Origin of the sequence: Sulfitobacter sp. 1A10359 (assembly GCF_043558145.1) — a bacterium.
GTDB classification, from domain to species: Bacteria; Pseudomonadota; Alphaproteobacteria; order Rhodobacterales; family Rhodobacteraceae; genus Sulfitobacter; species Sulfitobacter faviae.
Window position 1 is genome coordinate 450,206 of record NZ_JBIFGB010000001.1, and the last position, 24,952, is coordinate 475,157.

General features: G+C 62.9%; 25 protein-coding genes. 11 read left to right on the top strand and 14 right to left on the bottom strand.

What is annotated here, in order from left to right; all coding sequences use genetic code 11:
* Positions 1-86: 86 nt before the first annotated feature.
* The 5 genes from ACGYK2_RS02230 to ACGYK2_RS02250 all read right to left on the bottom strand — a co-directional run bounded on the left by ACGYK2_RS02230 (position 87) and on the right by ACGYK2_RS02250 (position 5,951).
* Positions 87-875, bottom strand: coding sequence for a xanthine dehydrogenase family protein subunit M (locus ACGYK2_RS02230; protein ID WP_271687101.1), 789 nt, complete (start codon positions 873-875; stop codon positions 87-89).
* A gap of 65 nt (positions 876-940) precedes the next feature.
* Positions 941-3,316, bottom strand: coding sequence for a xanthine dehydrogenase family protein molybdopterin-binding subunit (locus ACGYK2_RS02235; RefSeq protein WP_271689957.1), 2,376 nt, complete (start codon positions 3,314-3,316; stop codon positions 941-943).
* 105 nt (positions 3,317-3,421) lie between these two features.
* The gene (locus ACGYK2_RS02240; RefSeq protein ID WP_067268228.1) at positions 3,422-3,907 is read right to left on the bottom strand and encodes a (2Fe-2S)-binding protein; all 486 of its coding nucleotides are present in this window, start codon (positions 3,905-3,907) and stop codon (positions 3,422-3,424) included.
* Positions 3,908-3,993: 86 nt separating this feature from the next.
* Positions 3,994-4,995, bottom strand: coding sequence for a molybdopterin-binding protein (locus tag ACGYK2_RS02245; RefSeq protein WP_271687099.1), 1,002 nt, complete (start codon positions 4,993-4,995; stop codon positions 3,994-3,996).
* Positions 4,992-5,951 (bottom strand): XdhC family protein, encoded by a 960-nt coding sequence (locus ACGYK2_RS02250; RefSeq protein ID WP_271687098.1) that lies wholly within the window; start codon positions 5,949-5,951, stop codon positions 4,992-4,994. The genes ACGYK2_RS02245 and ACGYK2_RS02250 overlap by 4 nt, the downstream gene beginning before the upstream one ends.
* Before the next feature lie 145 nt (positions 5,952-6,096).
* Between ACGYK2_RS02250 and ACGYK2_RS02255 the strand changes: the two genes are divergently transcribed.
* Genes ACGYK2_RS02255 through grxD form a run of 3 tightly spaced genes read left to right on the top strand, consistent with a single transcriptional unit; the run spans position 6,097 to position 7,044 of the window.
* Complete coding sequence (locus tag ACGYK2_RS02255) at positions 6,097-6,333, top strand: BolA family protein (RefSeq protein ID WP_067268222.1); 237 nt, start codon at positions 6,097-6,099, stop codon at positions 6,331-6,333.
* Positions 6,334-6,335: 2 nt separating this feature from the next.
* Complete coding sequence (locus ACGYK2_RS02260) at positions 6,336-6,680, top strand: hypothetical protein (protein WP_271687096.1); 345 nt, start codon at positions 6,336-6,338, stop codon at positions 6,678-6,680.
* A gap of 1 nt (position 6,681) precedes the next feature.
* The gene (gene grxD / locus ACGYK2_RS02265) at positions 6,682-7,044 is read left to right on the top strand and encodes a Grx4 family monothiol glutaredoxin (protein ID WP_209217636.1); all 363 of its coding nucleotides are present in this window, start codon (positions 6,682-6,684) and stop codon (positions 7,042-7,044) included.
* A gap of 81 nt (positions 7,045-7,125) precedes the next feature.
* Here the strand turns inward: grxD and rpiB are convergent, their stop codons facing one another.
* The 4 genes from rpiB to ACGYK2_RS02285 all read right to left on the bottom strand — a co-directional run bounded on the left by rpiB (position 7,126) and on the right by ACGYK2_RS02285 (position 9,038).
* Positions 7,126-7,575 (bottom strand): ribose 5-phosphate isomerase B, encoded by a 450-nt coding sequence (gene rpiB / locus ACGYK2_RS02270; protein ID WP_271687095.1) that lies wholly within the window; start codon positions 7,573-7,575, stop codon positions 7,126-7,128.
* Between the two features lie 151 nt (positions 7,576-7,726).
* On the bottom strand, positions 7,727-8,062 hold the full coding sequence (locus tag ACGYK2_RS02275) for an MliC family protein (protein WP_271687094.1): 336 nt from the start codon (positions 8,060-8,062) through the stop codon (positions 7,727-7,729).
* Entirely contained in the window at positions 8,059-8,451 is a 393-nt protein-coding gene (locus ACGYK2_RS02280; protein WP_067268217.1) for a cell division protein ZapA, read from the bottom strand. The genes ACGYK2_RS02275 and ACGYK2_RS02280 overlap by 4 nt, the downstream gene beginning before the upstream one ends.
* On the bottom strand, positions 8,451-9,038 hold the full coding sequence (locus ACGYK2_RS02285) for a hypothetical protein (protein WP_271687092.1): 588 nt from the start codon (positions 9,036-9,038) through the stop codon (positions 8,451-8,453). Before ACGYK2_RS02285 ends, ACGYK2_RS02280 begins: the two co-directional genes overlap by 1 nt.
* Positions 9,039-9,370: 332 nt before the next feature.
* On the opposite strand from ACGYK2_RS02285, the gene tkt reads away from it, so the two are divergent.
* On the top strand, positions 9,371-11,386 hold the full coding sequence (tkt, locus tag ACGYK2_RS02290) for a transketolase (RefSeq protein WP_271687091.1): 2,016 nt from the start codon (positions 9,371-9,373) through the stop codon (positions 11,384-11,386).
* A 78-nt stretch (positions 11,387-11,464) separates the two neighbouring features.
* On the opposite strand, the gene ACGYK2_RS02295 is transcribed toward tkt, so the two are convergent.
* Positions 11,465-12,439, bottom strand: a complete 975-nt coding sequence (locus ACGYK2_RS02295; RefSeq protein WP_271687090.1) for a DUF808 domain-containing protein — start codon at positions 12,437-12,439, stop codon at positions 11,465-11,467.
* A 218-nt stretch (positions 12,440-12,657) separates the two neighbouring features.
* Between ACGYK2_RS02295 and gap the strand changes: the two genes are divergently transcribed.
* On the top strand, positions 12,658-13,659 hold the full coding sequence (gap, locus tag ACGYK2_RS02300; RefSeq protein WP_271687089.1) for a type I glyceraldehyde-3-phosphate dehydrogenase: 1,002 nt from the start codon (positions 12,658-12,660) through the stop codon (positions 13,657-13,659).
* A 59-nt stretch (positions 13,660-13,718) separates the two neighbouring features.
* The gene (locus tag ACGYK2_RS02305) at positions 13,719-13,862 is read left to right on the top strand and encodes a hypothetical protein (RefSeq protein ID WP_169306043.1); all 144 of its coding nucleotides are present in this window, start codon (positions 13,719-13,721) and stop codon (positions 13,860-13,862) included.
* Positions 13,863-13,998: 136 nt separating this feature from the next.
* On the opposite strand, the gene coaD is transcribed toward ACGYK2_RS02305, so the two are convergent.
* From coaD to ACGYK2_RS02320, 3 genes are all read right to left on the bottom strand, one after another.
* Positions 13,999-14,496 carry a pantetheine-phosphate adenylyltransferase gene (gene coaD / locus ACGYK2_RS02310; RefSeq protein WP_168613531.1) on the bottom strand — a complete coding sequence of 166 codons (498 nt, stop codon included), beginning with the start codon at positions 14,494-14,496 and terminating at the stop codon, positions 13,999-14,001.
* A gap of 124 nt (positions 14,497-14,620) precedes the next feature.
* Positions 14,621-15,055 (bottom strand): CBS domain-containing protein, encoded by a 435-nt coding sequence (locus ACGYK2_RS02315; RefSeq protein ID WP_271687088.1) that lies wholly within the window; start codon positions 15,053-15,055, stop codon positions 14,621-14,623.
* Positions 15,056-15,116: 61 nt separating this feature from the next.
* The gene (locus tag ACGYK2_RS02320) at positions 15,117-16,037 is read right to left on the bottom strand and encodes a LysR family transcriptional regulator (RefSeq protein WP_271687086.1); all 921 of its coding nucleotides are present in this window, start codon (positions 16,035-16,037) and stop codon (positions 15,117-15,119) included.
* Between the two features lie 110 nt (positions 16,038-16,147).
* On the opposite strand from ACGYK2_RS02320, the gene ACGYK2_RS02325 reads away from it, so the two are divergent.
* From ACGYK2_RS02325 to mmsB, 5 genes are all read left to right on the top strand, one after another.
* Entirely contained in the window at positions 16,148-17,647 is a 1,500-nt protein-coding gene (locus ACGYK2_RS02325) for a CoA-acylating methylmalonate-semialdehyde dehydrogenase (protein WP_067265442.1), read from the top strand.
* Positions 17,648-17,701: 54 nt separating this feature from the next.
* Positions 17,702-18,811, top strand: a complete 1,110-nt coding sequence (locus ACGYK2_RS02330) for a carboxylate-amine ligase (RefSeq protein ID WP_271687085.1) — start codon at positions 17,702-17,704, stop codon at positions 18,809-18,811.
* Between the two features lie 81 nt (positions 18,812-18,892).
* On the top strand, positions 18,893-20,035 hold the full coding sequence (locus ACGYK2_RS02335; protein ID WP_276154419.1) for an acyl-CoA dehydrogenase family protein: 1,143 nt from the start codon (positions 18,893-18,895) through the stop codon (positions 20,033-20,035).
* Positions 20,036-20,042: 7 nt separating this feature from the next.
* On the top strand, positions 20,043-21,086 hold the full coding sequence (locus ACGYK2_RS02340) for an enoyl-CoA hydratase/isomerase family protein (RefSeq protein ID WP_271687082.1): 1,044 nt from the start codon (positions 20,043-20,045) through the stop codon (positions 21,084-21,086).
* Entirely contained in the window at positions 21,083-21,967 is an 885-nt protein-coding gene (gene mmsB, locus ACGYK2_RS02345) for a 3-hydroxyisobutyrate dehydrogenase (protein WP_271687081.1), read from the top strand. Before ACGYK2_RS02340 ends, mmsB begins: the two co-directional genes overlap by 4 nt.
* Before the next feature lie 36 nt (positions 21,968-22,003).
* Here mmsB and uvrA read toward each other — a convergent pair whose 3' ends face one another.
* Positions 22,004-24,889, bottom strand: a complete 2,886-nt coding sequence (gene uvrA / locus ACGYK2_RS02350) for an excinuclease ABC subunit UvrA (RefSeq protein WP_271687080.1) — start codon at positions 24,887-24,889, stop codon at positions 22,004-22,006.
* Positions 24,890-24,952: the final 63 nt, after the last annotated feature.

The following is a 24,952-nucleotide window of genomic DNA, read 5'->3' on the forward strand; positions in this document are numbered from 1 at the left end:
GCTATCCAATATCAAGAGCTTACCCCATGAAAATACCGCGCCCCCTATAAGGACGCGGCAAAAGTTTACGCTGCTGTTATCGGCTATCAGGCGATGGCGGCCACGGCGCGGCGGGTCATCACGCCGCACAGATGGGCGCGGTAGGCGCCGCTGCCGTGCAGATCGCTGATCATGTCACCCGCGTCGAGTGTCAGCCCCTCCAAGGCTTCCGGCGCGAACCGTTCCGACAGGGCAGTTTCGGCTTCACTCCAGCGGAAGACACCGTCGTTCGACGCACCCGTGATCGCCACGCGCACCCCATCGCCGAGGCGCGCGACATAGGCCGCGACCAGCGGGAAGCGCGAGGCGGGCTGGATAAATTTCTCGTAATGCGCGGCCTCAGGGATGGGGAAACGGACGCCGGTGACGATCTCCCCTTCCTCCAACGCGGTGGTGAACATGCCTTGGAAATAGTCATCCGCGGCAATCTCGCGGCGGTCGGTCTCAATCGTCGCGCCACTGGCCAGAGCGCCCGCCGGGTAGCAGGCAGAGGGGTCGTTATTGGCAAGCGATCCGCCAATCGTGCCCCGGTTGCGCACCGCCGGGTCGCCGATCCGTGCGGCGAGGCTGGCGAGCGCCGGGTAGCTCTCCGCCGCCTCGCGCATGACCGTGGCATGGGTCGTGCCGCCACCGATCCACAGCGCGCCATCGCGCATCTCAACCCCTTTGAGCGCATCGATCCCCGCCAGTGATACCAGAACTGAGGGCATCGCCAGCCGCGCCTTTAGCGTGGGGATCAACGTCTGCCCGCCGCTCAGCGGTTGCGCATCCTCCTGCCCCAAAGCCTTGACCGCATCCGCCACGCTGCCGGGGCGCTCTACTTCGAAATCATACATCTTTCATCCTTCCCAGAGGCCGCCCGAGCGTCGCCTCTTTTCTCAAACCAATCTTCAGCAGGCCCTTAGCCATTCATCGCCTCCCAGACCCGCGCGGGGCTGACCGGCATGTCGATATGGCCGATGTCCTTCCCGCCCGAGCGCATGGCGTGAAGGACCGCGTTAACCACCGCAGGCGGCGAGCCGATGGCCCCCGCCTCCCCGCAGCCTTTCACGCCCAAGGGGTTGTGGGTGCAGGGCGTCTGGCAGGAGTGATCCACGTCATAGAACGGCAAATCGCTGGCGCGCGGCATGGCGTAATCCATGTAGGACGCGCTGAGGAGTTGGCCGTCTTCATCGTAGGCGCAGTTCTCCAACAGCGCTTGACCGATACCTTGGGCCAGACCGCCGTGGACTTGGCCCGTCACGATCATCGGGTTCACCACATTGCCAAAATCATCGGCAGCGGTGAAACGTTCGACAGTGACATGGCCGGTTTCGGGGTCCAACTCGACCTCGCAGGCATAGGCCCCCGCTGGATAGGTGAAGTTCGACGGGTCATAAAAGGCAGTTTCCTCAAGCCCCGGTTCGATCTCTTCCAACGGGTAGTTATGCGGCACATAGGCGGCAAGCGTCACATCGCCCCAAGCCACGGATTTATCCGTCCCCGCAACGCTAAAGGCCCCATCCTTCAACTCGATATCCGCTTCCGAGGCTTCGAGCAGGTGGCTTGCGATCTTCTTGGCCTTGGCGATAATCTTTTCGGTCGCGCGCACCATGGCGCTGCCGCCCACGGCCAGCGAGCGCGAGCCATAGGTGCCCATGCCCATCGGCACCTTAGAGGTGTCGCCATGGACGATCTCGACCATATTCTCGTCGATGCCGATCATATCGGCCACCACCTGCGCGAATGAGGTCTCATGCCCCTGCCCGTGGCTGTGACTGCCGGTCATCACGACCAGCCCGCCGGTGGCGTTGACCCGCACCGTCGCGCTTTCATAGAGCCCTGCCCGCGCGCCGAGTTGGCCCACAAGGTTCGACGGGGCAATGCCGCAGGCCTCGATATAGCAGTTCACGCCGAAGCCGCGCAGCTTGCCCTTCGCCTCACTCTCACGGCGCCGCGCTTCAAAACCCGCGTGGTCAGCGATCTCTTCGAGCTTGTCCATCGTGGCGTTGTAATCGCCCGTGTCATATTCCACCGCCACCGGGGTGGCATAGGGAAACTCCGTCACGAAGTTTTGGCGGCGCAGTTTGATCGGGTCGACCTGCAACTCATGCGCGGCCTTGTCGATCAAACGCTCCAACTGATAGGTCGCCTCGGGCCGACCGGCCCCGCGATAGGCATCTACTGGCACGGTATTGGTAAAGACCGCCTTAACGTTCACGTAGATCAGCGGCGTTTTATAGTTCCCCGCCATGAGCGTGCCGTGCAGCCAAGTCGGCACCGAAGGCGCGAAGGTCGACAGGTAGGCCCCCATATTGGCATAGGTATCGGTGCGCAGGGCGGTGAAGTTGTTCTCTGCATCCAGCGCCAGTTCGATCTTGGTCACATGGTCGCGGCCATGGGCGTCGGACATGAAGGCTTCCGACCGGCTCGACGTCCATTTCACCGGACGCCCCACCGCCTTGGCGGCGAAGGTGCAGAAGGCCTCTTCCTGATAATGGAAGATCTTGGTGCCGAAGCCGCCGCCCACGTCAGGTGCCACCACGCGCAGCTTGTGCTCGGGGATGCCCAGCACGAAGGCGCCCATCAGCAGGCGGATCACATGCGGGTTCTGGCTGGTGGTATAGAGCGTGTGTTCCCCGTCCGAGCGGTTGTAGTCACCGATGGCGACGCGCGGCTCCATCGGGTTGGCGACGAGGCGGTTGTTGACCAGTTCCAACGTGGTGACATGGGCGGCCTCGTCAAAGGCTTTGTTCACCGCCTCCTTATTCTCTTCCACGAAACCCCAGTCGTAGCAGAGGTTGCTGGTCAGGTCGTCATGCACCTTGGGCGCATCGTCTTTCACCGCGTCTTTCATGTTCACCACGGCGGGCAACTCGTCGATATCGACGACAATCGCCTCGGCGGCGTCCCGGGCCTGTGCCAGCGTTTCGGCCACCACGGCGGCGATGGGCTCGCCCACATGGCGGACCTTTTCATGGGCCAGCACGGGGTGTTTCGGCTCCTGCATGGGTTGGCCGTGTTTGTCGGTGATCTGCCAGCCGCAGGGCATCCCGCCCACTTCGGCGAAATCCGCGCCGGTGAAAATCTTCAGCACGCCGGGCATGTCTTCGGCGGCAGAGGTATCGACCCCGGTCAGCCGCCCATGGGCCACATCCGAGCGCAGGAAAAACACATGGGTCTGGCGGCGCAGGTTGATGTCATCGGTATAGCGCCCCGCCCCGGTGAGAAAGCGCACATCCTCCCGCCGTTTGCTGCTGGCCCCAATGCCGCTCGTCGGTTCAAAATCCTTTGGCATAATATCCTCCCGTTTGGTGGCGGTGCGATGCACCTGATCCGTCACGCGGCCTCCGGTTCTGGCGGTCCTCCCTCCGCCATCACCGGCCTGCCCGGCGTGACGCCGTTACTCTGCCGCCAGCGCGCTGACCTCTTGGCCGCTGGCCGCCATGATCGCTTTGACGATATTGTGGTAGCCGGTGCAGCGGCAGATGTTGCCGTCAAGGTAATGGCGTACCTCGGCCTCCGAAGGTTTCGGGTTTTCCTTGAGCAGGGCCGCCGCCGACATCACCATCCCCGGCGTGCAAAAGCCGCATTGCAGCCCGTGGTGATCTTGAAACGCCTGTTGGATGGTGCTGAGCGTGCCATCGGGGGCCGCCTGCCCTTCGATGGTCTCGACTTCGGCGCCATCGGCCTCGACCGCGAACATGGTGCAGGCTTTGACCGCATTGCCGTTCACATGGACCACACAGGCGCCGCATTGGCTGGTGTCGCAGCCCACATGGGTGCCGGTCAGTTCCAGATCATCGCGCAGGAAATGCACCAGCAGCGTGCGGCCCTCGACCTCTCCCGACGCGGGTTTGCCGTTCACGGTCATCTTGACCTGTGTCATGTTCTTCCTCCCAGTCTGACGCTTGTTGAGATCAGTTAAGCACGACAAGCCCTAGTTGAGAACATATATTTTCCTAAGGTTTTGCCTCAGCCGTTGCCCGCGCTTTTGCCGGGGTTGCGCGGCTGCGGGCGCGTGGGGATCTCTTTCAGCAAGCCGCCCACCCCCATCGCCGCGATATCCGCGCTGGTGACGGGAATACCGCAGACCAGCCGCGACAGCACCCAATCCGCCCCGTTGAGCGCGGGCGAACGGGCGCAGCCCGGCAGGCCGATCACGGCGCGGGCGCCAAGTTGGCCGAGAAAGAGCAGATTGCCCGGATCGACCGGCATGCCAAAGCGCGTCACCTCGCCCCCCGCCGCGCGCAGGGCGGAGGGGGCGACGTCATTGATGTCCGACGTGGCGGAGGCGGTGAGGATCAAGACCAGATCGGTCTCTGCCGCCGCAATCGCCTCGGCCAGCGGGGCGCTACGGTGGGGAACGGTTACGACATCGCGAAGGGTCACGTTGAGCGCTTTCAACCGCCCCTCCACCGCGGCGCGGCCCTTGTCCCCGGCCCCGCCGGGCACGTCTGTGATGATCAGCGTGGCATCGCGCAGCACAGGCGGCGCGAGGCGCAAGGCGCCCTCTCCCGCCGCCGCGCAGGCGGCCTCGACTGTGCTTTCAGGCAGGGCGTAGGAGATGATCTTGATCGTCGCCACCATGCCGCTCTCGCCCATCTGCTGATAGGGTGGCACGGTGGCCAGCGTGATCATCGGGTCCACCGCATTGACCGCCTCAAGCGCCGCGCGGTCCATCACCACCACCCCCGGCCCATCGGCCAGCAGGTTCACCCGCCCGGTAAAGGGTTTTGACATCCGCAGGCCCGAACCGCAGAGGCTTTCGGCCAATCGCGCGGCACCTGCGTTCTCGTCAATATCACCGGGGCCGAGCCGGGCGACGATCACCTCTTCGATGCCTGCGCCTTCCAGTGCTGCGATATCCTCTTGGGTCAGCACGCGGCCCTTGCGCAGCCGCCCCGCCGTCACCGCGACGGAATGGGCCAGCGTCGCGCCCAAAGCCGCGCTTAGAGGGACCGGGCCAAACCTCATGGTCGGCGCAGGCTTTGGATCATCTGGGCAAGGATCGACACGGCGATTTCAGCTGGGCTGGCCGCACCGATATCGAGGCCGACCGGCCCGTGGATACGCGCCGCTTGCTCTGCCGCCACACCTGCTTCCGCCAGCCGATCAAGCCTGCTGGCCTGCGTCCGGGTCGAGCCGAGCGCGCCGATATAGAAAGCCCCGGACCCGAGCGCCACATGCAGCGCCGGATCGTCGAGTTTCGGGTCATGGGTCAGCAAGACCACGGCGGTACGCGCATCAACCCCGATCTCCCGCAGGGCGGCGTCGGGCCAATCGTTCACCACTTGGCAATCAGGGAAGCGGGCGGGTGAGCCAAAAGCCTCCCGCGGGTCGACGACGATCGGGTCGAACCCCGCCTCTGTCGCCATGCGCACCAGATGCTGCGCGATATGCACGGCGCCCACGATCACCAGCCGCAGCGGCGGGTTGTGGATGGCGATGAACCGCCCTGTGTCATCCTCGACGCCAGAGCGGTCGCGGCGAAAGCGGTCGTCATGCCCCGCCTCTGTCAGCCGACGGTCGCTGCCGTCCAACGCCACCTCATAGGCCACCGGCTTACGGGCCGCGCGCCTTGCCACCAATTCGCGCAGCATCTCGAGGCTCAGCGCCTCCGACCCCACCGGCTCCACCAGCACCTTGATCGTGCCGCCGCAGGCCAGCCCCACGGCAAAGGCATCGCCATCGCTGACGCCATATTCCAACAGCCGCGTGCGGCCATCCTCCAGCGCCTCCAAAGCCTCGACCACCACCGCCCCTTCGACGCAACCGCCCGAGACGGACCCCATCATCGTGCCATCGCCCGCCACGACCAATTGCGCGCCAGCGCGCCGGGGGGCGGAACCCCATGTCTCCACCACCGTGGCAAGGGCCACGGGCTGTCCGGCTTCGGCCCAGTCGAGCGCTTGTTCGGGGATCCGGTCCATCGGTTGTCCTTTCAACGTGAGGGCGCAAAGTGTGTCGCAATAGGGGCAAAGGTCAATGGCCGATCCGGCCTTCGGCTTCGCCTTGCACGCCGTGGCCTGCGGCACTACATCTAGCCCAAGCACTCACAACAGCCGGAGCCACCCCATGCCCATGCAAGCCAGCGAAATCGAAGATTTGATCCGCGCGTCCTTTCCGGATGCCAAGATCACCGTCGAAGGCAATGATGGCGTGCATATGGCGGCCATGGTCGTGGACGAAAGCTTTCGCGGCATGAACCGGGTCCAACAGCAGCGCGCCGTCTATGCGGCCCTCAAGGGCAAGATGGACGGGTCAAACGGCGAATTGCACGCGCTGGCGCTGACCACCCGGACCCCGGACTAACCATGTGGGGCTGGGTCGCTGCGGCTGTCGTGGGCGGGATCGCCGCCACCGCCTATGCCCAGCACCGCGCCCGGCGCGGCCAGCATGTGCCGCTGTCGCAGCGCCAGCCACCCCGGCCTGAGACCGGCAAGGTGCCGCTGGGGATGGAGGCGCTGGATTTGGATGCCGTGGCCCGCACCGCGCGGCGCAACGAAAGCCTAGAGCGCGGGCATACGAATTGGACCAAGAAACGGGGCGGCTTTTTCCTCGGCGGGGCCGAAGTTGAGGTCAAACCCTGGGCCGACGATGAAACCTATGCGCGGCGCTATCACGCTGCGTTCAAGAAACCAGATACGAAGGACGAATGACATGAGCGATGCCGCAAGCCAGATTAAGGAACAGATCACCGAGAATGACGTGGTTCTGTTTATGAAAGGCACGAAAGAAATGCCGCAGTGCGGCTTCTCCAGCCGCGTGGCCGGGGTGCTGAACTACATGGGCGTGAACTACAGCGACGTGAACGTGCTGGCAGATGAGAACCTGCGCCAAGGGATCAAGGATTTCTCCGACTGGCCAACCATCCCGCAGCTTTACGTCAAAGGCGAATTCGTCGGCGGCTGCGACATCATCACCGAGATGACGCTGTCGGGCGAGTTGGACACCCTGTTCGACGAGAACGGCGTCGCCTTCGACAAGGAAGCCGCCGACAAGATCCGCGAAGCCAACGGCTAAGCCGGGCGCCCGCGTCAAACAAAACACCCCGGAGCGGTTTCGCGCTCCGGGGTGTTTTTGTATGTAAGGCCGGGGGGCAGCTCAGTCTTCGATGGCCGTGATCATATCGACACGGCGGCCATGCCGCCCGCCTTCGAATTCGGTGTCGAGAAAGGCATCCACGATCTCAAGCGCGAGACCGCCGCCGATCACCCGCGCGCCCATCGACAGCATATTCGCGTCGTTATGCGCCCGGATCATCTTGGCCGAGAAGGTATCGCTGCACACGCCGCAGCGGATGCCCTTGACCTTGTTGGCCGCCATCATGATGCCCTGCCCCGTGCCGCAGATCAGAATGCCCAGATCGAACTCCCCCGCCACGATGCGCCGTGCGGCGGCTTCGCCATGTTTGGGGTAATCGGTGCTTTCCGCCGTCGCGGGGCCGATGTCTTCGACAGTGAACCCGCGTTCGACCACATGGCGCGCGATGTCTTGGCGCAGGGCGATGTCGGCGTGGTCACTTGAGATGATGATGCGGGGTTTGGTGGTCATCTGAGGGCTTCCTGATTTTGCGTCATGGAGGGTCGCCCCGTAGGGGCGCGTTAGGTGGTCGCCCCGTAGGGCGCGTTTGGTGGTCGCGTCGAAAGGGGCACTTTTCGCGCCCCCCAGAGCATATTGCAGCCCGCGCCGCAATCCCGCCCCTTCAATCTTGCGGCAAACAGTCAGTGTAGATCGGGGTCACTTCGCCATCGGTCGTTGCCCGCCAAGCCAGCGAAGCGCGGCCCTGATGCTCCCACCACTCATAGCCCGCGCCGTCCGAGGGCCAGCCATAGCGCGCGCCAGAGGCGGACGGCAGGCGGCCCAACTGGATCAACCGCCCCTCGACATAGAGCACCACCACGCCCGGATCGGCACCGGGCACATAGACCACCGGCACCGAAACCCCGCGCTCACAAATGTAAGTAGCGGCGGAGGTTTCGGCGCCCGCAGGCGCGGCCCAGAGCAGCGCGCAAAAGGCTGCCCTGAGGACCCGGCTCATTTGCCCGCCTTCTCCTCGATCTCGGCGGCCAGCGCCTCGGCCCGGGCGGCGATTTCAGCAAGGGTGTCTTTCACCCCCTGCGGCACCACCGGCACTTCGATCCGCTCAGGCTCGACCTTGACGTTGCGCAGGCTGGTGAGTTCGGCCTCACGCTCGGCCAGTTCCGCGCGCAGCTCTGCGATGCGATCCTCGACGCTGGCGGTCTTGTCGGCCAAAAGCAGGCCCGCCATCAGCAACATCCGCGCCTCGGGCATGCGGCCCACCTGATCGCTCAGCACGCGGGCTTCGTCGTCCAGCATCTTGGCGGCGGCTTGCAGATAGCTTTCTTCACCCTCCTGACAGGCGACTTCGAAATGGCGGCCGCCAATGGTGATCCGTACCTCGGGCATCAGTCGGCCCCTCCTGACTTGGGTTCTTCTTCGGCGCTGTCGTCTTGCGCAGCGCTCTCGTGCGCGGGCGCTTCGGCTTTGGCCTCTGCCCCCGTTTCATCCGCAGCTTCAACTTCCGGCTCGCCTTCTTCGACCAAGGGGGCCAGCGCGGTCAATACCGCGTCGATCTCGGCCATCTCGATCGCGCGGGTGGCGCGCAGGCTCTCCAACTCTGCAATCACGGCGGTGTCGATCAGTTTGGGATCGGCCAGCCCCTCCGCATTGGCCAGCCGCAACTGCTCGCAAGCCGCCGACAGCTGCTCATTCGCCTGACGCAGACGCTGCACGTCCATATCAAGCTGGGTCACCCGGTCGTTGTTGAAGTCCATCTGCGCGCGCAGGTCGTTCAATTCGTCCTTATGGCTTTCCTTCAGCGTCTTGACCCGGTCGGTCAGCTGAGCGTTGGCTTGACGCTCCTCTTCCAAGGCCTGCACAATATCCTCATCCGGCTCTGCGGGCGCGGCGCTCAGCCGGTCCACCCCCTTGGCCATCTGGTCCATCGCGGCCGTGATGCGGCGCTGATAGTCTTCAAGTTCACTCATCCGCATGAATTCTCCTCACTCGTCCTGCTCTCTCGGCGGCGTTTTCGCCTGCCGTGCCCCGGGCTGCGCCCTGTTGCGGCGGCCCGTCCCGCAGATAGCGCGCGCCCCGCCCAATGTCACGCGCGCGAATCGCCCGTATCAGCCGGTTTTCGCAATCCTAGCCAAAGCGCGCTCAAATTGCGCCCCCCCTTTCGTTTCAGCGACTTGAGCCGCCAAGTTCACTCTCGCCCCCGCTATGGGCCGCCCCGGACCCGCCCGCGCACCCCAGTTGTGCTTGAACTTTGCCCCATCGCTGGTATGCACGAGCCCAATCTGCCACAGCCCCAAAGGAAGCCCCCGTGGATCTGACAGCCCTCGCAAGCGCAAACCCCGACCACTGGTCCAAGGCCACCGCCATTCGCGCGCTGACCCTCGATGCCGTGGCCGCCGCCAATTCCGGCCACTCCGGCATGCCGATGGGCATGGCCGATGTGGCCACCGTCCTCTTTGAGAAGCACCTGAAGTTCGACGCGTCCAACCCGCTTTGGCCCGACCGCGACCGCTTCATCCTGTCGGCAGGCCACGGCTCCATGCTGCTTTATTCGCTGCTGCACCTGACCGGCTATGAGCAATTTCCCATCGAAGAGTTGAAGAACTTCCGCCAAATGGGCGCGCGCACCGCGGGCCACCCAGAGAACTTCCTCGCCGATGCGATTGAGACCACCACCGGCCCGCTGGGCCAAGGCATCGCCAACTCCGTCGGTTTCGCCATGGCCGAAGAGATGCTGCGCGCGCAGTACGGGGCAAAGGTCGTGGACCATTACACCTATGTCATCGCTGGCGACGGCTGCCTGATGGAAGGCGTCAGCCAAGAGGCAATCACGCTGGCCGGCCGTCACAAGCTGAGCAAGCTCATCGTGATGTGGGACAACAACAACATCACCATCGACGGCCCCGTCACCCTGTCGGACAGCACCGATCAGGTCACCCGCTTCAAGGCCGCAGGCTGGCATGTGATTGAGATCGACGGCCACAACCCTGATGAGATCGACGCGGCCTTGACCGAGGCGAAAGCCTCTGACCTGCCCACGATGATTGCCTGTAAGACGCATATCGCGCTCGGCCACGCCGCGCAGGACACCTCGAAAGGCCACGGCGCGCTGACCGACGCCGACCAAATGGCCGAAGCCAAAGCCGCCTATGGCTGGACCACCGGCCCCTTCGAAGTGCCCGCTGACGTGAAATCCGCTTGGGAAGAGATCGGCAAACGCGGCGCCGATGCCCGCCGCGACTGGGAAGAGCGTTTCGACAAACTGCCCCGCGCCAAGCGCGAGACCTTCAACCGTGCCCTCGCCCTCGACGCGCCGAAAAAGATGAGCGCGACGGTCAAGGCCTTCAAAAAGCAGATCACCGAAGGCGCGCCCAAGATGGCGACCCGCGCGGCAAGCGAGAAAGCCCTCGAAGTGCTGAACCCGATCCTGCCGGAAACCGTTGGCGGCTCGGCGGACCTGACCGGTTCGAACAACACCAAGACCAGCGATCTCGGCATCTTCGACACCGACAACCGCGGCGGGCGCTATGTCTACTGGGGCATTCGCGAACACGGCATGGCGGCGGCGATGAACGGCATGGCGCTGCACGGCGGCCTGCGCCCCTATGGCGGCACCTTCATGTGCTTCACCGACTATGCGCGCCCCGCGATGCGTCTGGCGGCCTTGATGCAAATCCCCACGGCCTTCGTCATGACCCATGACAGCATCGGCCTTGGTGAAGATGGTCCGACCCACCAGCCGATCGAACATCTGGCGATCAGCCGTGCCACACCCAACACCTACGTCTTCCGCCCCGCCGACGCGGTGGAAACGGCAGAGGCTTGGGAAATCGCCTTCACCGCGAAAACCACGCCATCGGTTCTGTCGCTGACCCGTCAGGGCCTGCCCACCGTGCGCCTGGAGCACAAAAACAACAACCTCACCGAGAAAGGCGCCTATGTGCTGGCCGATGCCGAGGGCAAACGTCAGGTGATCCTGATTGCCACCGGCTCTGAGGTGCATGTCGCATTGGCCGCGCGCGAGCTGCTCCAAGCCGAAGGCATCGGCACCCGCGTCGTCTCCATGCCGTGCATGGAACTCTTCGCCGCGCAGGACGAAGCCTACCGCAAGCGCGTGCTGCCCGGCGGCGCCGTGCGCGTCGGGATCGAGGCCGGTGCCCGTCAGGGCTGGGACCAGTGGCTCTTTGGCGAGCGTGGCAAATACGGCAAGGCTGACTTCGTCGGCATGGACCGTTTCGGCGCCTCCGCCCCGGCGGAAGAACTCTTCGAGCGCTTCGGCTTCACCGCAGAGAACGTGGCAGAGAAGGCCAAAGCGCTGCTCTGATCTGCGGATCATACAATACAAAAAGGGGGCGACGGTTCATCCGTCGCCCCCTTTTTCATTTGCGAGACAAGGTCGCTCTCAAACGGCTGCCTTATGAAACACCTTGCGCCAGATCGGCGTCACGATCTTCTCCCCGATCGGGATCAGCACCAGACCAAGCGCCAAACCAAAGAGCCCGTCGATCCCCGCCGTGGTGATCCATTCGACCGCCCCTTCGAACTGAGCCGGAACCGCATGGCCAACGGTCACGGCGATGTCGTGGATCCATTTATAGGGCGCGGCAAAGCCCATCTGCTCCAACCCGTGAATGATGATCGACCCGCCAACCCAAAGCATGGCCGCCGTGCCAACGATGGTGAGCAGCTTCAAAAACCCCGGCATCCCGCGCACCAGACCGCGGCCCAGGCTCCGCGTCAGGCCAAAACGCCCCTTGTTCGCCATCACTAGACCCACATCGTCCATTTTGACGATCAGGGCGACAGAGCCATAGACCGCAACGGTGATCATGACCGCCACCGCCGCAAGCGTCGCCGCTTCCATCCAAAAGTTGCTTTCGGGGATCGCGGAAAGGGCAATGGTCATGATCTCTGCCGACAGGATAAAGTCAGTCTTGATCGCGCCTGCGGCCTTCTTCTCTTCCAACTGCGCAGGGTCTTCGACCACCTTCTCCTTATCGGGATAATCCTCATGTCCATGCCCCCAACCAAGCGCATGGGCGACCTTTTCGGCCCCCTCGAAACACAGGTAAGCCCCGCCCAGCATCAAAAGCGGCGGGATCGCCCATGGCGCGAAATTCGCCAAAAGCAGACCTACGGGCAGCAAATAGACCAGCTTGTTGCGCAACGATCCTTTGGTGATCCGCCAGATCACCGGCAATTCACGCTCGGCCTTGAACCCATGCAGATATTTCGGCGTCACGGCGGCATCGTCGATCACCGCGCCCGCGGCTTTGGAGCCCGCCTTGGCCGCTTGCCCGATCACGTCATCCACGCTCGCCGCTGCAACCTTGGCGATGGCCGCCACGTCATCCACAAGTGCCAGTAAACCGCTCATTCCTTGCCCCTTTTTGCGTGCTGCATCCGAAGTAGCATGTGCAGCCCATCTGGCAAGTCCGAAGCCGCTGCGACCTTTACCGCTAACATGTAAGTTTAACGCTAACATATGGAAATCATTTGGTTTTGCCCCTTTCCCCTGACCGCCCCTGCCGGATATAGAACCCGCGACCCCGACATACGGCCCCCACCCGCGCGGCCCGAGACAAGGAATGCACCATGACCATCAAAGTTGGCATCAACGGATTTGGCCGCATCGGCCGCTGCACGCTCAGCCATATCGCGGCCTCGGGGCGCGATGATATCGAAGTGATCAAGGTCAACGCCACCGGCCCGCTCAGCACCGCGGCGCATCTCATCAAATACGATTCCGTCCATGGCCGTTTCCCGGGCGAGGTTCAGATCGACGACGGCTACATGAACCTCGGCCAAAACGACATCGAGATGATGTCGACCTACAACCTCGAAGAGCTTGACTGGTCCGGCTGCGACGTGGTGCTGGAATGCACCGGCAAGTTCAACGACGGCAACAAGGCCAATGTGCACCTCGAAAACGGCGCAAAACGCGTGCTCCTCTCGGCGCCCGGTAAGAACGTCGATAAGACCATCGTCTACGGCGTCAACGATGACCAGCTCGAAGTCTCCGACCAAATGATCTCCAACGGGTCCTGTACCACCAACTGCCTCGCGCCGCTGGCCAAGGTGATGCATGAGGCCGTAGGCATCGAAAGCGGTCTGATGACCACGATCCACAGCTACACTGGCGACCAGCCAACGCTCGACCGCCGCCACAACGACCTCTACCGCGCCCGCGCCGCCGCCATGGCGCTGATCCCCACCTCCACCGGCGCCGCCAAGGCCCTGGGCGAAGTGCTGCCCGCGCTGAAGGGCAAACTCGACGGCACCGCAATGCGCGTGCCCACCCCCAATGTCTCCGCCGTCGACCTCACTTTCCAAGCCAGCCGCGACGTGACGGTCGAGGAAATCAACGCCGCCGCCCGCGCCGCCGCCGATGGCCCGATGAAACGCGTGCTGGCCTACGACCCCGAGCAGAAGGTCAGCATCGACTTCAACCATACTGAGGAAAGCTGCATCTTCGCCCCCGACCAGACCATCGTCGTGGCAGGTCGCACGGTTCGCGTGCTGGGCTGGTACGACAATGAATGGGCCTTCTCGGTGCGCATGGCCGATGTTGCCGTCGCCATGGGCAAACTGGGCTGAGGCTTGCACGGCGGGGATGTGCCTGTAATATCAGGCCATTCCCCGGCCGGAGCCACACTATGACCAATCCCATCGCCATCGTGCTGGCCCTCGTCATCGCCGGGGCGATGGCGGTCGACCTCTATGTCTATGGGGCCGACCATATGATCTATCTCGGCAAAAAACTCTTCGCGCTGATCGAATGGATGGCCTTCTGGCGGTAACCTCCCCCCAATCGCTCCCCCCACAGAACCCAAAAAGGACGCGGCCACCAATCAAGCGCCACGCCCCTCCCCCTTCATCCTTTTAAAAATACCTCGCAGAACCGCGCCTCACGCGGCCCACTCACCACCCCAAACGCTACTTCTGCGAAAACCGCTCAATCAGCACCTTATTCACCGCCGGCGTCACGAATTTGCTGACATCCCCATCCAACCGCGCGATCTCTTTCACCAATTTGCTGGCAATCGCCTGATGAGTGGCCTCGGCCATCAAGAAGACCGTCTCGATGGAATCGTCCAACTGCCGGTTCATGCCGACCATCTGGAACTCATATTCGAAATCGGACACGGCGCGCAGGCCGCGCACGATGGTCTGGGCGCCCACGTCGCGGGCACAGTCAATGAGCAGGTTTTCGAAAGGATGCACCACGATCTCGACGCCGGTCTCTTCGGCCAATTGCGCGCATTCCGCTTCGATCAAGGCGACCCGTTCTTCGAGGGTGAACAACGGCCCCTTGTCGCGGTTGATGGCCACGCCGATCACCAGCCGGTCGACCATACGGGCCGCGCGGCGGATGATGTCGATATGCCCCAGCGTGATCGGGTCGAACGTACCGGGGTAAAGGGCTATGCGCATGTAATTGTCCTGCGTATCTGCTGCGTTGCGGCACAGCCAATCATTTCACCGCCCCAAGCGCAAGTCGGTTAGCGGTAGCATTGCCCCGCCGTCAGTCGGCGGGGGCCACAGTTTAATGGCCGCTTCAGTGGCCCATGATCATGCCTTCAAGGGCCTGTTTCTCCATCGACAACTCTTGCAATTGTGCTTTGACCACATCGCCGAGGGAGATCAGCCCCACCAGCACGCCGTCCTCAAGCACGGGCATATGGCGGAACCGCCCATCGGTCATCTTTTGCAGCACCGCATCGGACCGGTCGTCGCGGCTACAGGTCACCAATTTGCGGGTCATGAGGGTTTCGGCCGCCTGCTCCAGACAGCCCGCGCCCGCGCGGCCCAGCTCGCGCACGATGTCCCGCTCGGACAGAATCCCATCCGGCGTCTTGCCATCGGCCGAAATCACCAGCGTCCCGATCCGTTTCTCGGCCAGCATCGCCGCCGCTTCGGAGATCGCCAATCCGGGTTTGGCCGTCACCACCTTGTCATCGGGCTTGGTCTTGAGAATCTGCGATACGAGCATCTGGCGCCTCCTTGGGTACAGGGCAAAGTCACCTCCAGCGTCACCGCGAAATCCTTTTCTGTCAAGCTTTTGGCGCAGTCCGGCCCGAGGTCAGCGCCTCCAGCCGCGCGGTCTCGGCCCGCAGTCCGGTGGCCAGCGCCTCGGCAAAGGCCGCCAACCGCGCGTTGCGGCGGTCATCGGCGTGGCGGATCAGATAGAAGGCGCGTTTGAGGCTCACGGCATCGGTAAGGATGCGCCGCACCCCCTGCGTCGCGGCAAGCGAGAAGTCATGCGCGACCCCAATCCCCCCGCCCTGCTGGATCATCCGCACCTGCACGGAGACGGAATTCGACGCCAGCGCCACCCGGCTGATGCCAAGGTCCGCAAGGTAGTCCAACTCACGGTCAAAGATCATATCGGGGATATAGCCGACCATCCGGTGCCCTTGCAGATCGCCCACGGCGGTCACCTCAGGATGCTGCGCCAGATAGCTTTCCGCGGCGGCGAGATGGAGGTGGTAGTCCGTCACTTTCTGCACCACCAGCCGCCCCGCCGTGGGCGCGCTCACCCCGATGGCCATATCCGCCTCGCGCCGGGACAGGTTGAAAACGCGCGGCAATGCAATGATCTGCACGTCCAGATCGGGGTTCTTCGCGGCAATCGCCGCACAGACCTGTGGCAGCAGATAGTTCGCCGCCCCGTCGGGCGCGCCGACACGGATCTGCCCCGATAGCTGATCGCTTTGCACCTGCACCCCGGCGGTGGCCGCGCGCATCGCCTGTTCGGCCCGCTCTGCCCGCTGCATGAGGTCTCGCCCCGCTTCGGTCAGCATATAGCCCTGCGGCGATTTCACGAAGAGGACGGTCTGCAACGCCTTTTCCAACCGTGCCATGCGGCGGCCCAGCGTTGCGGGGTCGAGCCGCAGCAGCTTGCCCGCGCCAGACAGGCTTTCCTCTCGTGCGACGGCCAGAAACAGCCGCAGGTCATCCCAATTCTGATCCATCTACCTGCCCTCCTACGCTTTGCAAAAATGCAAGACGGTTTTGCCATCCTTCCTCTGTTCCGGTTCTTTTTGCAAGGCTATCGTGCCGCCAACCATAGAGGAGACCGATCATGCAAGAGATGACGCATTACCTGAACGGCGAACACGTGAAGGGCACCTCCGGGCGCTTTGCCGACGTGATGAACCCCGCCACCGGCGAGGTGCAGGCCAAGGTGCCGCTCGCCAATGGCGATGAGCTGAACAAGGCCGTGGAATACGCCCAAGCCGCGCAGCCGAAATGGGCCGCCACCAACCCACAGCGCCGCGCGCGCGTGCTGATGAAATTCGTGGCCCTGCTGAACCGCGACATGGACAAGCTGGCCGAGGCGCTGAGCCGCGAACACGGCAAGACCCTGCCCGACGCCGCAGGTGACGTGCAGCGTGGCCTCGAAGTGGTGGAATACTGCATCGGCGCGCCGGAACTGCTGAAGGGTGACTTCACCGACAGCGCAGGCCCCGGCATCGACATGTACTCCATGCGCCAACCGCTGGGTGTCACCGCGGGCATCACACCCTTCAACTTCCCGGCCATGATCCCGATGTGGATGTTCGCCCCCGCCATCGCCTGCGGCAACGCTTTCATCCTGAAACCGTCCGAGCGTGACCCCTCCGTCCCGCTGATGCTGGCCGAACTTCTGGAAGAAGCCGGTCTGCCCAAGGGCATCATCCAGGTCGTCAACGGTGACAAAGAAGCGGTCGACGCGATCCTGCACCACGACGTGATCCAGTCCATTGGCTTCGTCGGCTCCACCCCGATCGCCGAGTACATCTACGCCACTGGCTGTGCCAACGGCAAACGCGTGCAGTGCTTCGGCGGCGCCAAGAACCACATGATCATCATGCCCGACGCCGACCTCGACCAGGCCGCCGACGCGCTGGTGGGTGCAGGCTACGGTGCCGCGGGCGAACGCTGCATGGCGATCTCGGTCGCCGTGCCGGTGGGCGAGGAGACCGCCGACCGCCTGATCGAAAAGCTGGTGCCGCGCATCGAAAAGCTGAAAGTGGGCCCCTACACCGCGGGCAACGATGTGGACTACGGCCCCGTGGTCACCGCCGCCGCCAAGGCCAACATCGAACGTCTGGTTCAGACCGGCATCGATCAGGGTGCGGAGCTTGTCGTCGACGGGCGCGACTTCAAACTGCAGGGCTACGAGAACGGTTACTTCGTCGGCCCGCACCTCTTCGACCGCGCGACCAAGGACATGGACATCTACCAGCAGGAAATCTTCGGCCCCGTGCTGACCTGCGTCCGCGCCAAGGACTACGAAGAGGCGCTTGGCCTTGCGATGGACCATGAATACGGCAACGGCACGGCGATCTTCACCCGTGACGGCGATGCGGCGCGGGACTTCGCCAACCGCATCAACATCGGCATGGTCGGTGTGAACGTGCCGATCCCGGTGCCGCTGGCTTACCACACCTTCGGCGGCTGGAAGAAATCCGTCTTCGGCGATTTGAACCAGCACGGCCCGGATGCGTTCAAGTTCTACACCCGCACCAAGACCGTCACGGCCCGTTGGCCGAGCGGCATCAAGGAGGGTGGCGAGTTCTCCATCCCCGTGATGGAGTAAATCATCACGCCGGCTGCCCCCGGGCAGTCGGCCTCAAAGAACGAGGCCAGCGCCATGCAAAAAGAATTCACCATCGGAATTGAAGAAGAATATCTTCTGGTCGACAAGGATTCACTGGCGCTGGCTGACACCCCCGAAGGGCTGATGGAGGATTGCCGCAAGGACCTCGGCGATCAGGTCAGCCCGGAACTGCTGCAATGCCAGATCGAGATCGGCAGCAAGCCCTGCAAGACCGTGGCCGAGGCCCGCGATGATCTGAAGCGTCTGCGCAGCACGATCTCCAAACATGCCGCCAAGCACAACCTGTCGCCCGTGGCCGTCTCCTGCCACCCCTTCTCGGATTGGAAGCACCAGCACACCACCGACAAGGAACGCTACGACCAGCTCGAAACCGAGCTGGGGGACGTGGCCCGGCGCATGCTGAGTTGCGGGATGCATGTCCATGTGGGGATCGATGGCGACGACCTGCGCGTCGACCTGATGCCACAGTTCTCCTACTTTCTCCCGCATCTGTTGGCGCTTTCGGCTTCCTCGCCCTACTGGCAAGGTGAAGACACCGGGCTGGCATCCTACCGACTTGCCGTGATGGAGAGCATGCCGCGCACCGGGCTGCCCCCGCTGCTGCACAGTTGGAGCGAATATGAGCGCAGCACCCAGACGCTCATCGACCTCCACATCATTCCGGACCAATCGAAAATCTGGTGGGACCTGCGGCCCTCGACCCATTACCCAACGCTGGAAAGCCGCATTTGCGATGTGCAGCCGCGCCTGTCGCATGCGCTTGGGCTGGCGGGTCTGACCCAGTCTATCGCGCGCTTCCTCCTGCGCCTGCGCGATAGCAACCTGCGCTGGCGTGAGTATGACCGTTTCCTGATCGAGGAAAACCGCTGGCGCGCGCAGCGCTACGGCGTGAACGAGACGCTGATCGACTTTGGCGGGCCGACCCTCAAACCCTTCGACCAACTGTTCGAAGAGATCATCGGCCTGATCGCCGAAGACGCTGAGGCGCTTGGCTGTTTGGACGAGGTCTGCGCCCTGCGCGATCTCGTCAAACAGGGCACCTCCGCCGACCGGCAGCGCAAAGTCTGGGCCGACGCCCCCGAGGGCAAAGGCGGCGAAGCGGTCGTGCGCCAGTTGATAGAGGAATACCACGCCGATCTGTGACGCTTGTTGCGGCTCCTTTCGGCTGATAGAATTAAACAAGTGTTCAGTTCCAAGGACACATGACTTCAGGGAGGAGCCGCGATGGATTTCGCATTGAACGAGGAACAGACCGCCATTTTCGACATGGCCCATGCCTTTGGGCAGGACAATATCGCCCCCCATGCCCATCAGTGGGAAAAGGACGGCACCATCCCCAAGGAGCTTTGGCCGCAGATCGGCGAGTTGGGCTTCGGCGGGCTTTACGTCTCCGAGGAAACCGGCGGCGCGGGGCTCACGCGCCTCGACGCCACGCTGGTCTTCGAGGCGCTCTCGATGGCCTGCCCCTCGGTCGCGGCGTTCCTCTCGATCCACAACATGTGCGCCAAGATGCTCGACACCTTTGCCAGTGACGAGATGAAAGCGTGCGTGATGCCCAAGGTGCTCACCATGGAGACGGTTCTGAGCTACTGCCTGACCGAGCCCGGCTCCGGCTCCGACGCCGCTGCGCTCAAGACCCGCTGCGAGCGCACCAACGAGGGCTATACCCTGAACGGCACCAAGGCCTTTATCTCGGGCGGCGGCTATTCGGATGCCTATGTCACCATGGTGCGCACCTCCGACGACGGCGCGCGCGGCGTCTCCACCGTCTATGTCGAGGACGGCACCCCGGGCCTCAGCTTCGGCGGTCTGGAAGACAAGATGGGTTGGCGGAGCCAGCCGACGGCGCTGGTGCAGTTCGACGATTGCAAGATCGGGGCCGAGAACCTTGTCGGCGAAGAGGGCAAGGGCTTCAAATACGCCATGGCGGGCCTTGACGGCGGGCGGCTCAATATCTCGGCCTGCTCGCTCGGTGCCGCGCAGACCGCGCTGAACAAGACGCTGGAATACATGGGCGACCGCAAGGCCTTTGGCCAGACCATCGACCAGTTCCAGGGGCTGCAGTTCCGCCTTGCCGACATGGAGATCGAGCTTCAGGCCGCCCGCACCTTCCTGCGTCAGGCGGCATGGAAGCTCGACACCGGCGCGCCGGACGCCACCAAGTTCTGCGCAATGGCCAAGAAATTCGTGACCGAGACCGGCAGCAAGGTTGTCGACCAGTGCCTGCAACTACACGGCGGCTACGGCTACCTTGCCGACTACGGCATCGAGAAGCTGGTCCGCGACCTGCGCGTGCACCAGATCCTTGAAGGCACCAATGAGATCATGCGCGTGATCGTAGCCCGCGACATGCTCAAGAACCGCTGAGGCCCCCATGAGTGACATCGACATCCGAAAAACGGGGCGCGCGGGCCGCATCACCCTGACCCGGCCCAAGGCGCTGAACGCGCTGAGCTACGACATGTGTATCGCCATTGAGAAGGCAATCGACGACTGGCGCGACGACCCCGAGGTTGCCGTAGTGGTGCTGGATGCCGAGGGTGAAAAAGCCTTCTGCGCCGGTGGTGACGTGGCGCAACTCTACCAAACCGGCAAGGACGGCGACTACGACTTCGCCCGGCAGTTCTGGTCCGATGAATACCGGCTCAACAACAAGCTGCATGGCTGCCCCAAGCCGGTGATCTCCTTCATGCAGGGCTTCACCATGGGCGGCGGCGTCGGCATCGGTTGCCACGGCTCGCACCGCGTCGTGGGCGAGACGAGCAAGATCGCCATGCCGGAATGCGGCATCGGACTGGTGCCAGACGTGGGCGGCACGCTGCTGCTGGCGCAGGCACCGGGGCGGATGGGCGAATACCTCGGCCTCACCGGGGCGCGCATGGGCCCGGCGGATGTGCTGCACGCAGGCTTTGCCGACTACTTCATCCCCGAGGACCAATGGCCCGAGCTAATCGCGCAACTGGAAGAGAACGGCGATCCCTTCACCCTCGACCGCGCGGCGACGACCCCGCCCCCATCCAAACTGGCCGAAGTTCAGGATGAGGTGGATCACCTTTTCGCCCCGGAGAATTTGGAAAAGATCGAAGCCACCTTTTCCATATCGGAAAGCGCCTTCGCCGCCGAGACGCTGAAGACCCTGCGCCGCAACTCCCCCCTGTCGATGGCCTGCACGCTGGAAATGCTCCGGCGTCTGCGCGGCCCGGGCATCGGCATGGTCCCGGCGCTGCAACAGGAATACCGCTTTACCGCGCGGTCACTGGAGAAAGGCGACTTCATCGAAGGCGTGCGCGCTGCGATCATCGAGAAGGATCGCAGCCCCAACTGGCAACATGCCGATTGGAACGTACCGCAGGCCGATGTCGAAGCCATGCTCGCCCCCTTGGGCGACAACGAATTGAAGTTGGAGGAAAATTCATGAGCAATCTCACAATCGGTTTCATCGGTCTGGGCAATATGGGCGGCCCGATGGCGGCCAACCTCGCCGCCGCGGGCCATACGGTGCGCGGCAATGACGTAGCTGGCACCACCGCCGAAGGGGTCACCGAAGCCAAGACCATCGCCGAAGCAGTCGCCGACGCCGATGTCGTCATCACCATGCTGCCCAATGGCGCGATCCTGCGCCAAGTCGCCGAAGAAGCTGTCGCCCATATGGCCCCCGGCGCGCTGCTGATCGACTGCTCCACCGTCGACGTGGAAAGCGCGCGTTTCGCGGCAGAGGCGGCGCAGAAAGCAGGGCTGCTCTTTGTCGACGCCCCCGTCTCCGGCGGCATCGGCGGGGCGCAGGGCGGCACGCTCACCTTTATGGCAGGCGGTGCGGAAGCGGCCTTCGAGAAGGCCAAACCGCTCTTCGACATCATGGGTCAAAAGGCCGTGCACTGCGGCGACGCGGGCGCAGGCCAAGCCGCAAAGATCTGCAACAACATGATCCTCGGCGCCACGATGATCGCCACTTGCGAAGCCTTCGCACTCGCCGACAAGCTGGGCCTCGATCGTGAGCGGATGTTCGACGTGGTCAGCACGTCCTCCGGCTACTCATGGTCAATGAACGCCTACTGCCCTGCCCCCGGCGTCGGTCCGCAGTCGCCCGCCGACAACGACTACAAACCGGGCTTCGCGGCGGAGTTGATGCTGAAAGACCTCGGCCTCGCGCAGCAAGCCGCTAAAATGGCCAATGCCGACACGCCCATGGGCGCGCTGGCGAAAGAGCTCTACACCCGCTTCGTCGAAGAGGGAGGCGGCAAGGGCAAAGATTTCTCTGCCATGCTACCTCGCTTCGAACAGCGCGGATATCAGGGCTAAGCCCCTAACATAACTGACACAGTGAAGTGGCGGCGGTTATTCCGCCGCCACTTTTGTTTCCTTGCGCAACATGGGCTTAAGGTACTTCCCCGTATAGCTCTCTGCCACTTCCGCGACCTTTTCGGGCGTACCCGTGGCCACAACACGGCCCCCGCCATCACCGCCCTCGGGGCCGATATCGATGATGTGATCCGCAGTTTTCACCACGTCGAGGTTATGCTCAATCACCACGACGGAGTTGCCTTGATCAACCAATTCATGCAGCACTTCCAAGAGCTTACGGACGTCTTCAAAATGCAAACCGGTGGTTGGCTCATCCAGAATGTAAAGCGTGCGCCCCGTCGAGCGTTTACTCAGCTCCTTGCTGAGTTTCACCCGCTGCGCCTCACCGCCCGAAAGCGTCGTGGCCTGTTGACCGACCTTGATATACCCAAGACCGACCCGCATCAGCGCATCCATCTTCTCACGGATCGACGGAACCGCGGCAAAGAAGTTCTGCGCATCTTCCACAGTCATATCAAGGACATCTGCGATGCTCTTGCCCTTGAACTTCACCTCTAGCGTCTCGCGGTTGTAGCGGGCACCCTTACAGGTCTCGCATTCCACATAGACGTCCGGCAGGAAATGCATCTCAATCTTGATGACCCCGTCGCCCTGACAGGCCTCGCAACGCCCCCCTTTGACATTGAAGGAGAAGCGCCCGGGCTTATAGCCGCGCTCCTTGGCCTCCGGCAGCCCGGCAAACCAGTCGCGGATTGGGGTGAAGGCCCCGGTGTAAGTCGCTGGATTAGAACGCGGAGTCCGCCCAATCGGGCGTTGGTCAATGTCGATGACCTTATCGAGATGCTCCAACCCTTTGATCGTTTGACACGGCGCAGGCGTCTGTCGCGCACCATTCAGATTCATCGAAGCGGTCTTGAACAGCGTCTCAATCGTCAGGGTCGATTTACCACCCCCTGACACGCCCGTCACGCAGACGAATTTCCCCAGCGGAAAGTCCACCGTCACATTCTGCAAGTTGTTGCCGGTGGCCTTTACCACCTGCAACTTCTTCTTATTCCCCTTGCGCCGCTTCGCCGGGACGGAGATTTCGCGAACGCCGGTAAGGTATTGACCCGTGACAGAATTCGGATCGGCTGCAACCTCTTGCGGCGTGCCATGGCTGATAACCTGCCCGCCGTGCACCCCGGCCCCCGGCCCAATATCAAAGACGTAATCCGCCTCGCGGATGGCCTCCTCATCGTGCTCAACCACGATCACAGTGTTCCCCTGATCGCGCAGGTTCTTCAGTGTATCGAGGAGACGGTCATTGTCGCGCTGGTGCAGACCAATCGACGGCTCATCAAGAACATAGAGAACGCCCGTCAACCCCGAGCCGATCTGGCTCGCCAAACGAATGCGCTGACTCTCACCACCACTTAAAGTACCGCTTGAACGTGACATCGTAAGGTACTCAAGACCAACGTTATTAAGGAAGCCGAGACGCTCCCGGATTTCCTTCAAAATGGCCCGGGCAATCTCGTTCTTCTGATCGGTCAAATGGTCTGGCACCGTCTTGCACCAGTCGAAAGCCTCGCGGATCGACATCTCGACCACTTTGCCGATATGCAGCAATTCATCTTCACCGCCGTCCCGGGGGCCAATCCGCACCGCCAGCGCTTCGGGCCGCAGGCGATAGCCGCCGCAAGTACCACAGGGGCGGTTATTCTGATAGCGTTCGAACTCCTCGCGCACCCAATTACTATCGGTTTCGCGGTAGCGCCGCTGCATGTTGGGAATGACCCCTTCGAACACCCGCTTCACCTCATAGACGCGACCGCCCTCGTCATAGCGGAAGGTGATCTCCTCCTTACCGGAGCCGTGGAGGAAGACGTTCTGCACCTTCTCAGGGAGGTCTTTCCAGCGCGTCTTCTGGTCAAAATTGTAATGTTTCGCAATGGCTTCGATGGTCTGCTTAAAGTAAGGTGACTTCCCCTTACGCCAGGGCGCCAGCGCCCCATCATAGATCTTTAGGTTTTGATCTGGCACCACCAAACGTTCGTCGAAGAAAAGCTCGACGCCAAGGCCGTCGCAAGACGGGCAAGCCCCAAAAGGTGCGTTGAAAGAGAACAGACGCGGCTCAATCTCGGGGATGGTGAAGCCACTGACGGGACAGGCGAATTTCTCGGAGAACGTGTGGCGTTCTGCCTCTCCTTCGCTGGGGGCCGTTTCCAGCACAGCGATCCCGTCGGCAAGGTCGAGCGCGGTGCGGAGCGAGTCCGCAAGCCGCGTTTCCAAACCTTCGCGCACCACGATCCGGTCGACGACGACGTCGATGTCATGACGGAATTTCTTATCCAAGGTCGGCGGCTCATCCAGATCGTAGAAGTCGCCATTTACCTTGACCCGCTGGAAGCCCTGCTTGCGCAACTCAATAAATTCCTTGCGGTATTCACCCTTGCGGTCGCGGATGATGGGGGCCAGCAGATAGGCCCGCGTGCCCTCTTCCATCGTCATGATCCGGTCGACCATGTCCTGCACCTGCTGGGCCTCGATCGGCTTGCCCGTGGCGGGGCTATAGGGCGTGCCGACGCGGGCGAAGAGCAGACGCAGGTAGTCGTAGATCTCGGTCACAGTGCCGACGGTCGACCTCGGGTTCTTCGACGTGGTTTTTTGCTCGATCGAGATGGCGGGGCTGAGGCCGGAGATGTGATCCACATCCGGCTTTTGCATCATATCAAGGAACTGCCGCGCATAGGCCGAGAGCGATTCCACATAGCGCCGCTGCCCTTCGGCATAGATCGTGTCGAAGGCAAGGCTCGACTTGCCGGAACCAGAAAGCCCGGTGATTACAACCAGTTGGTCCCGTGGAATATCCACGTCGATGTTCTTCAAATTGTGCTCGCGCGCGCCGCGCACTTCAATATTCTTCAGCTCAGCCATCACATGCCCCTCTTAACGATTTGTACATAGGTGCTGATGCAGTGTTTTCCAACGGAAAAGTAA

What these genes read in the sequence shown, in the direction of transcription:
- ACGYK2_RS02230 (WP_271687101.1), bottom strand. Translation starts at nt 875, where the DNA reads ATGTATGATTTCGAAGTAGAGCGCCCCGGCAGCGTGGCGGATGCGGTC.
- ACGYK2_RS02235 (WP_271689957.1), bottom strand. Translation starts at nt 3,316, where the DNA reads ATGCCAAAGGATTTTGAACCGACGAGCGGCATTGGGGCCAGCAGCAAA.
- ACGYK2_RS02240 (WP_067268228.1), bottom strand. Translation starts at nt 3,907, where the DNA reads ATGACACAGGTCAAGATGACCGTGAACGGCAAACCCGCGTCGGGAGAG.
- ACGYK2_RS02245 (WP_271687099.1), bottom strand. Translation starts at nt 4,995, where the DNA reads ATGAGGTTTGGCCCGGTCCCTCTAAGCGCGGCTTTGGGCGCGACGCTG.
- ACGYK2_RS02250 (WP_271687098.1), bottom strand. Translation starts at nt 5,951, where the DNA reads ATGGACCGGATCCCCGAACAAGCGCTCGACTGGGCCGAAGCCGGACAG.
- ACGYK2_RS02255 (WP_067268222.1), top strand. Translation starts at nt 6,097, where the DNA reads ATGCCCATGCAAGCCAGCGAAATCGAAGATTTGATCCGCGCGTCCTTT.
- ACGYK2_RS02260 (WP_271687096.1), top strand. Translation starts at nt 6,336, where the DNA reads ATGTGGGGCTGGGTCGCTGCGGCTGTCGTGGGCGGGATCGCCGCCACC.
- grxD (WP_209217636.1), top strand. Translation starts at nt 6,682, where the DNA reads ATGAGCGATGCCGCAAGCCAGATTAAGGAACAGATCACCGAGAATGAC.
- rpiB (WP_271687095.1), bottom strand. Translation starts at nt 7,575, where the DNA reads ATGACCACCAAACCCCGCATCATCATCTCAAGTGACCACGCCGACATC.
- ACGYK2_RS02275 (WP_271687094.1), bottom strand. Translation starts at nt 8,062, where the DNA reads ATGAGCCGGGTCCTCAGGGCAGCCTTTTGCGCGCTGCTCTGGGCCGCG.
- ACGYK2_RS02280 (WP_067268217.1), bottom strand. Translation starts at nt 8,451, where the DNA reads ATGCCCGAGGTACGGATCACCATTGGCGGCCGCCATTTCGAAGTCGCC.
- ACGYK2_RS02285 (WP_271687092.1), bottom strand. Translation starts at nt 9,038, where the DNA reads ATGCGGATGAGTGAACTTGAAGACTATCAGCGCCGCATCACGGCCGCG.
- ACGYK2_RS02295 (WP_271687090.1), bottom strand. Translation starts at nt 12,439, where the DNA reads ATGAGCGGTTTACTGGCACTTGTGGATGACGTGGCGGCCATCGCCAAG.
- gap (WP_271687089.1), top strand. Translation starts at nt 12,658, where the DNA reads ATGACCATCAAAGTTGGCATCAACGGATTTGGCCGCATCGGCCGCTGC.
- ACGYK2_RS02305 (WP_169306043.1), top strand. Translation starts at nt 13,719, where the DNA reads ATGACCAATCCCATCGCCATCGTGCTGGCCCTCGTCATCGCCGGGGCG.
- coaD (WP_168613531.1), bottom strand. Translation starts at nt 14,496, where the DNA reads ATGCGCATAGCCCTTTACCCCGGTACGTTCGACCCGATCACGCTGGGG.
- ACGYK2_RS02315 (WP_271687088.1), bottom strand. Translation starts at nt 15,055, where the DNA reads ATGCTCGTATCGCAGATTCTCAAGACCAAGCCCGATGACAAGGTGGTG.
- ACGYK2_RS02320 (WP_271687086.1), bottom strand. Translation starts at nt 16,037, where the DNA reads ATGGATCAGAATTGGGATGACCTGCGGCTGTTTCTGGCCGTCGCACGA.
- ACGYK2_RS02325 (WP_067265442.1), top strand. Translation starts at nt 16,148, where the DNA reads ATGCAAGAGATGACGCATTACCTGAACGGCGAACACGTGAAGGGCACC.
- ACGYK2_RS02330 (WP_271687085.1), top strand. Translation starts at nt 17,702, where the DNA reads ATGCAAAAAGAATTCACCATCGGAATTGAAGAAGAATATCTTCTGGTC.
- ACGYK2_RS02335 (WP_276154419.1), top strand. Translation starts at nt 18,893, where the DNA reads ATGGATTTCGCATTGAACGAGGAACAGACCGCCATTTTCGACATGGCC.
- ACGYK2_RS02340 (WP_271687082.1), top strand. Translation starts at nt 20,043, where the DNA reads ATGAGTGACATCGACATCCGAAAAACGGGGCGCGCGGGCCGCATCACC.
- mmsB (WP_271687081.1), top strand. Translation starts at nt 21,083, where the DNA reads ATGAGCAATCTCACAATCGGTTTCATCGGTCTGGGCAATATGGGCGGC.
- uvrA (WP_271687080.1), bottom strand. Translation starts at nt 24,889, where the DNA reads ATGGCTGAGCTGAAGAATATTGAAGTGCGCGGCGCGCGCGAGCACAAT.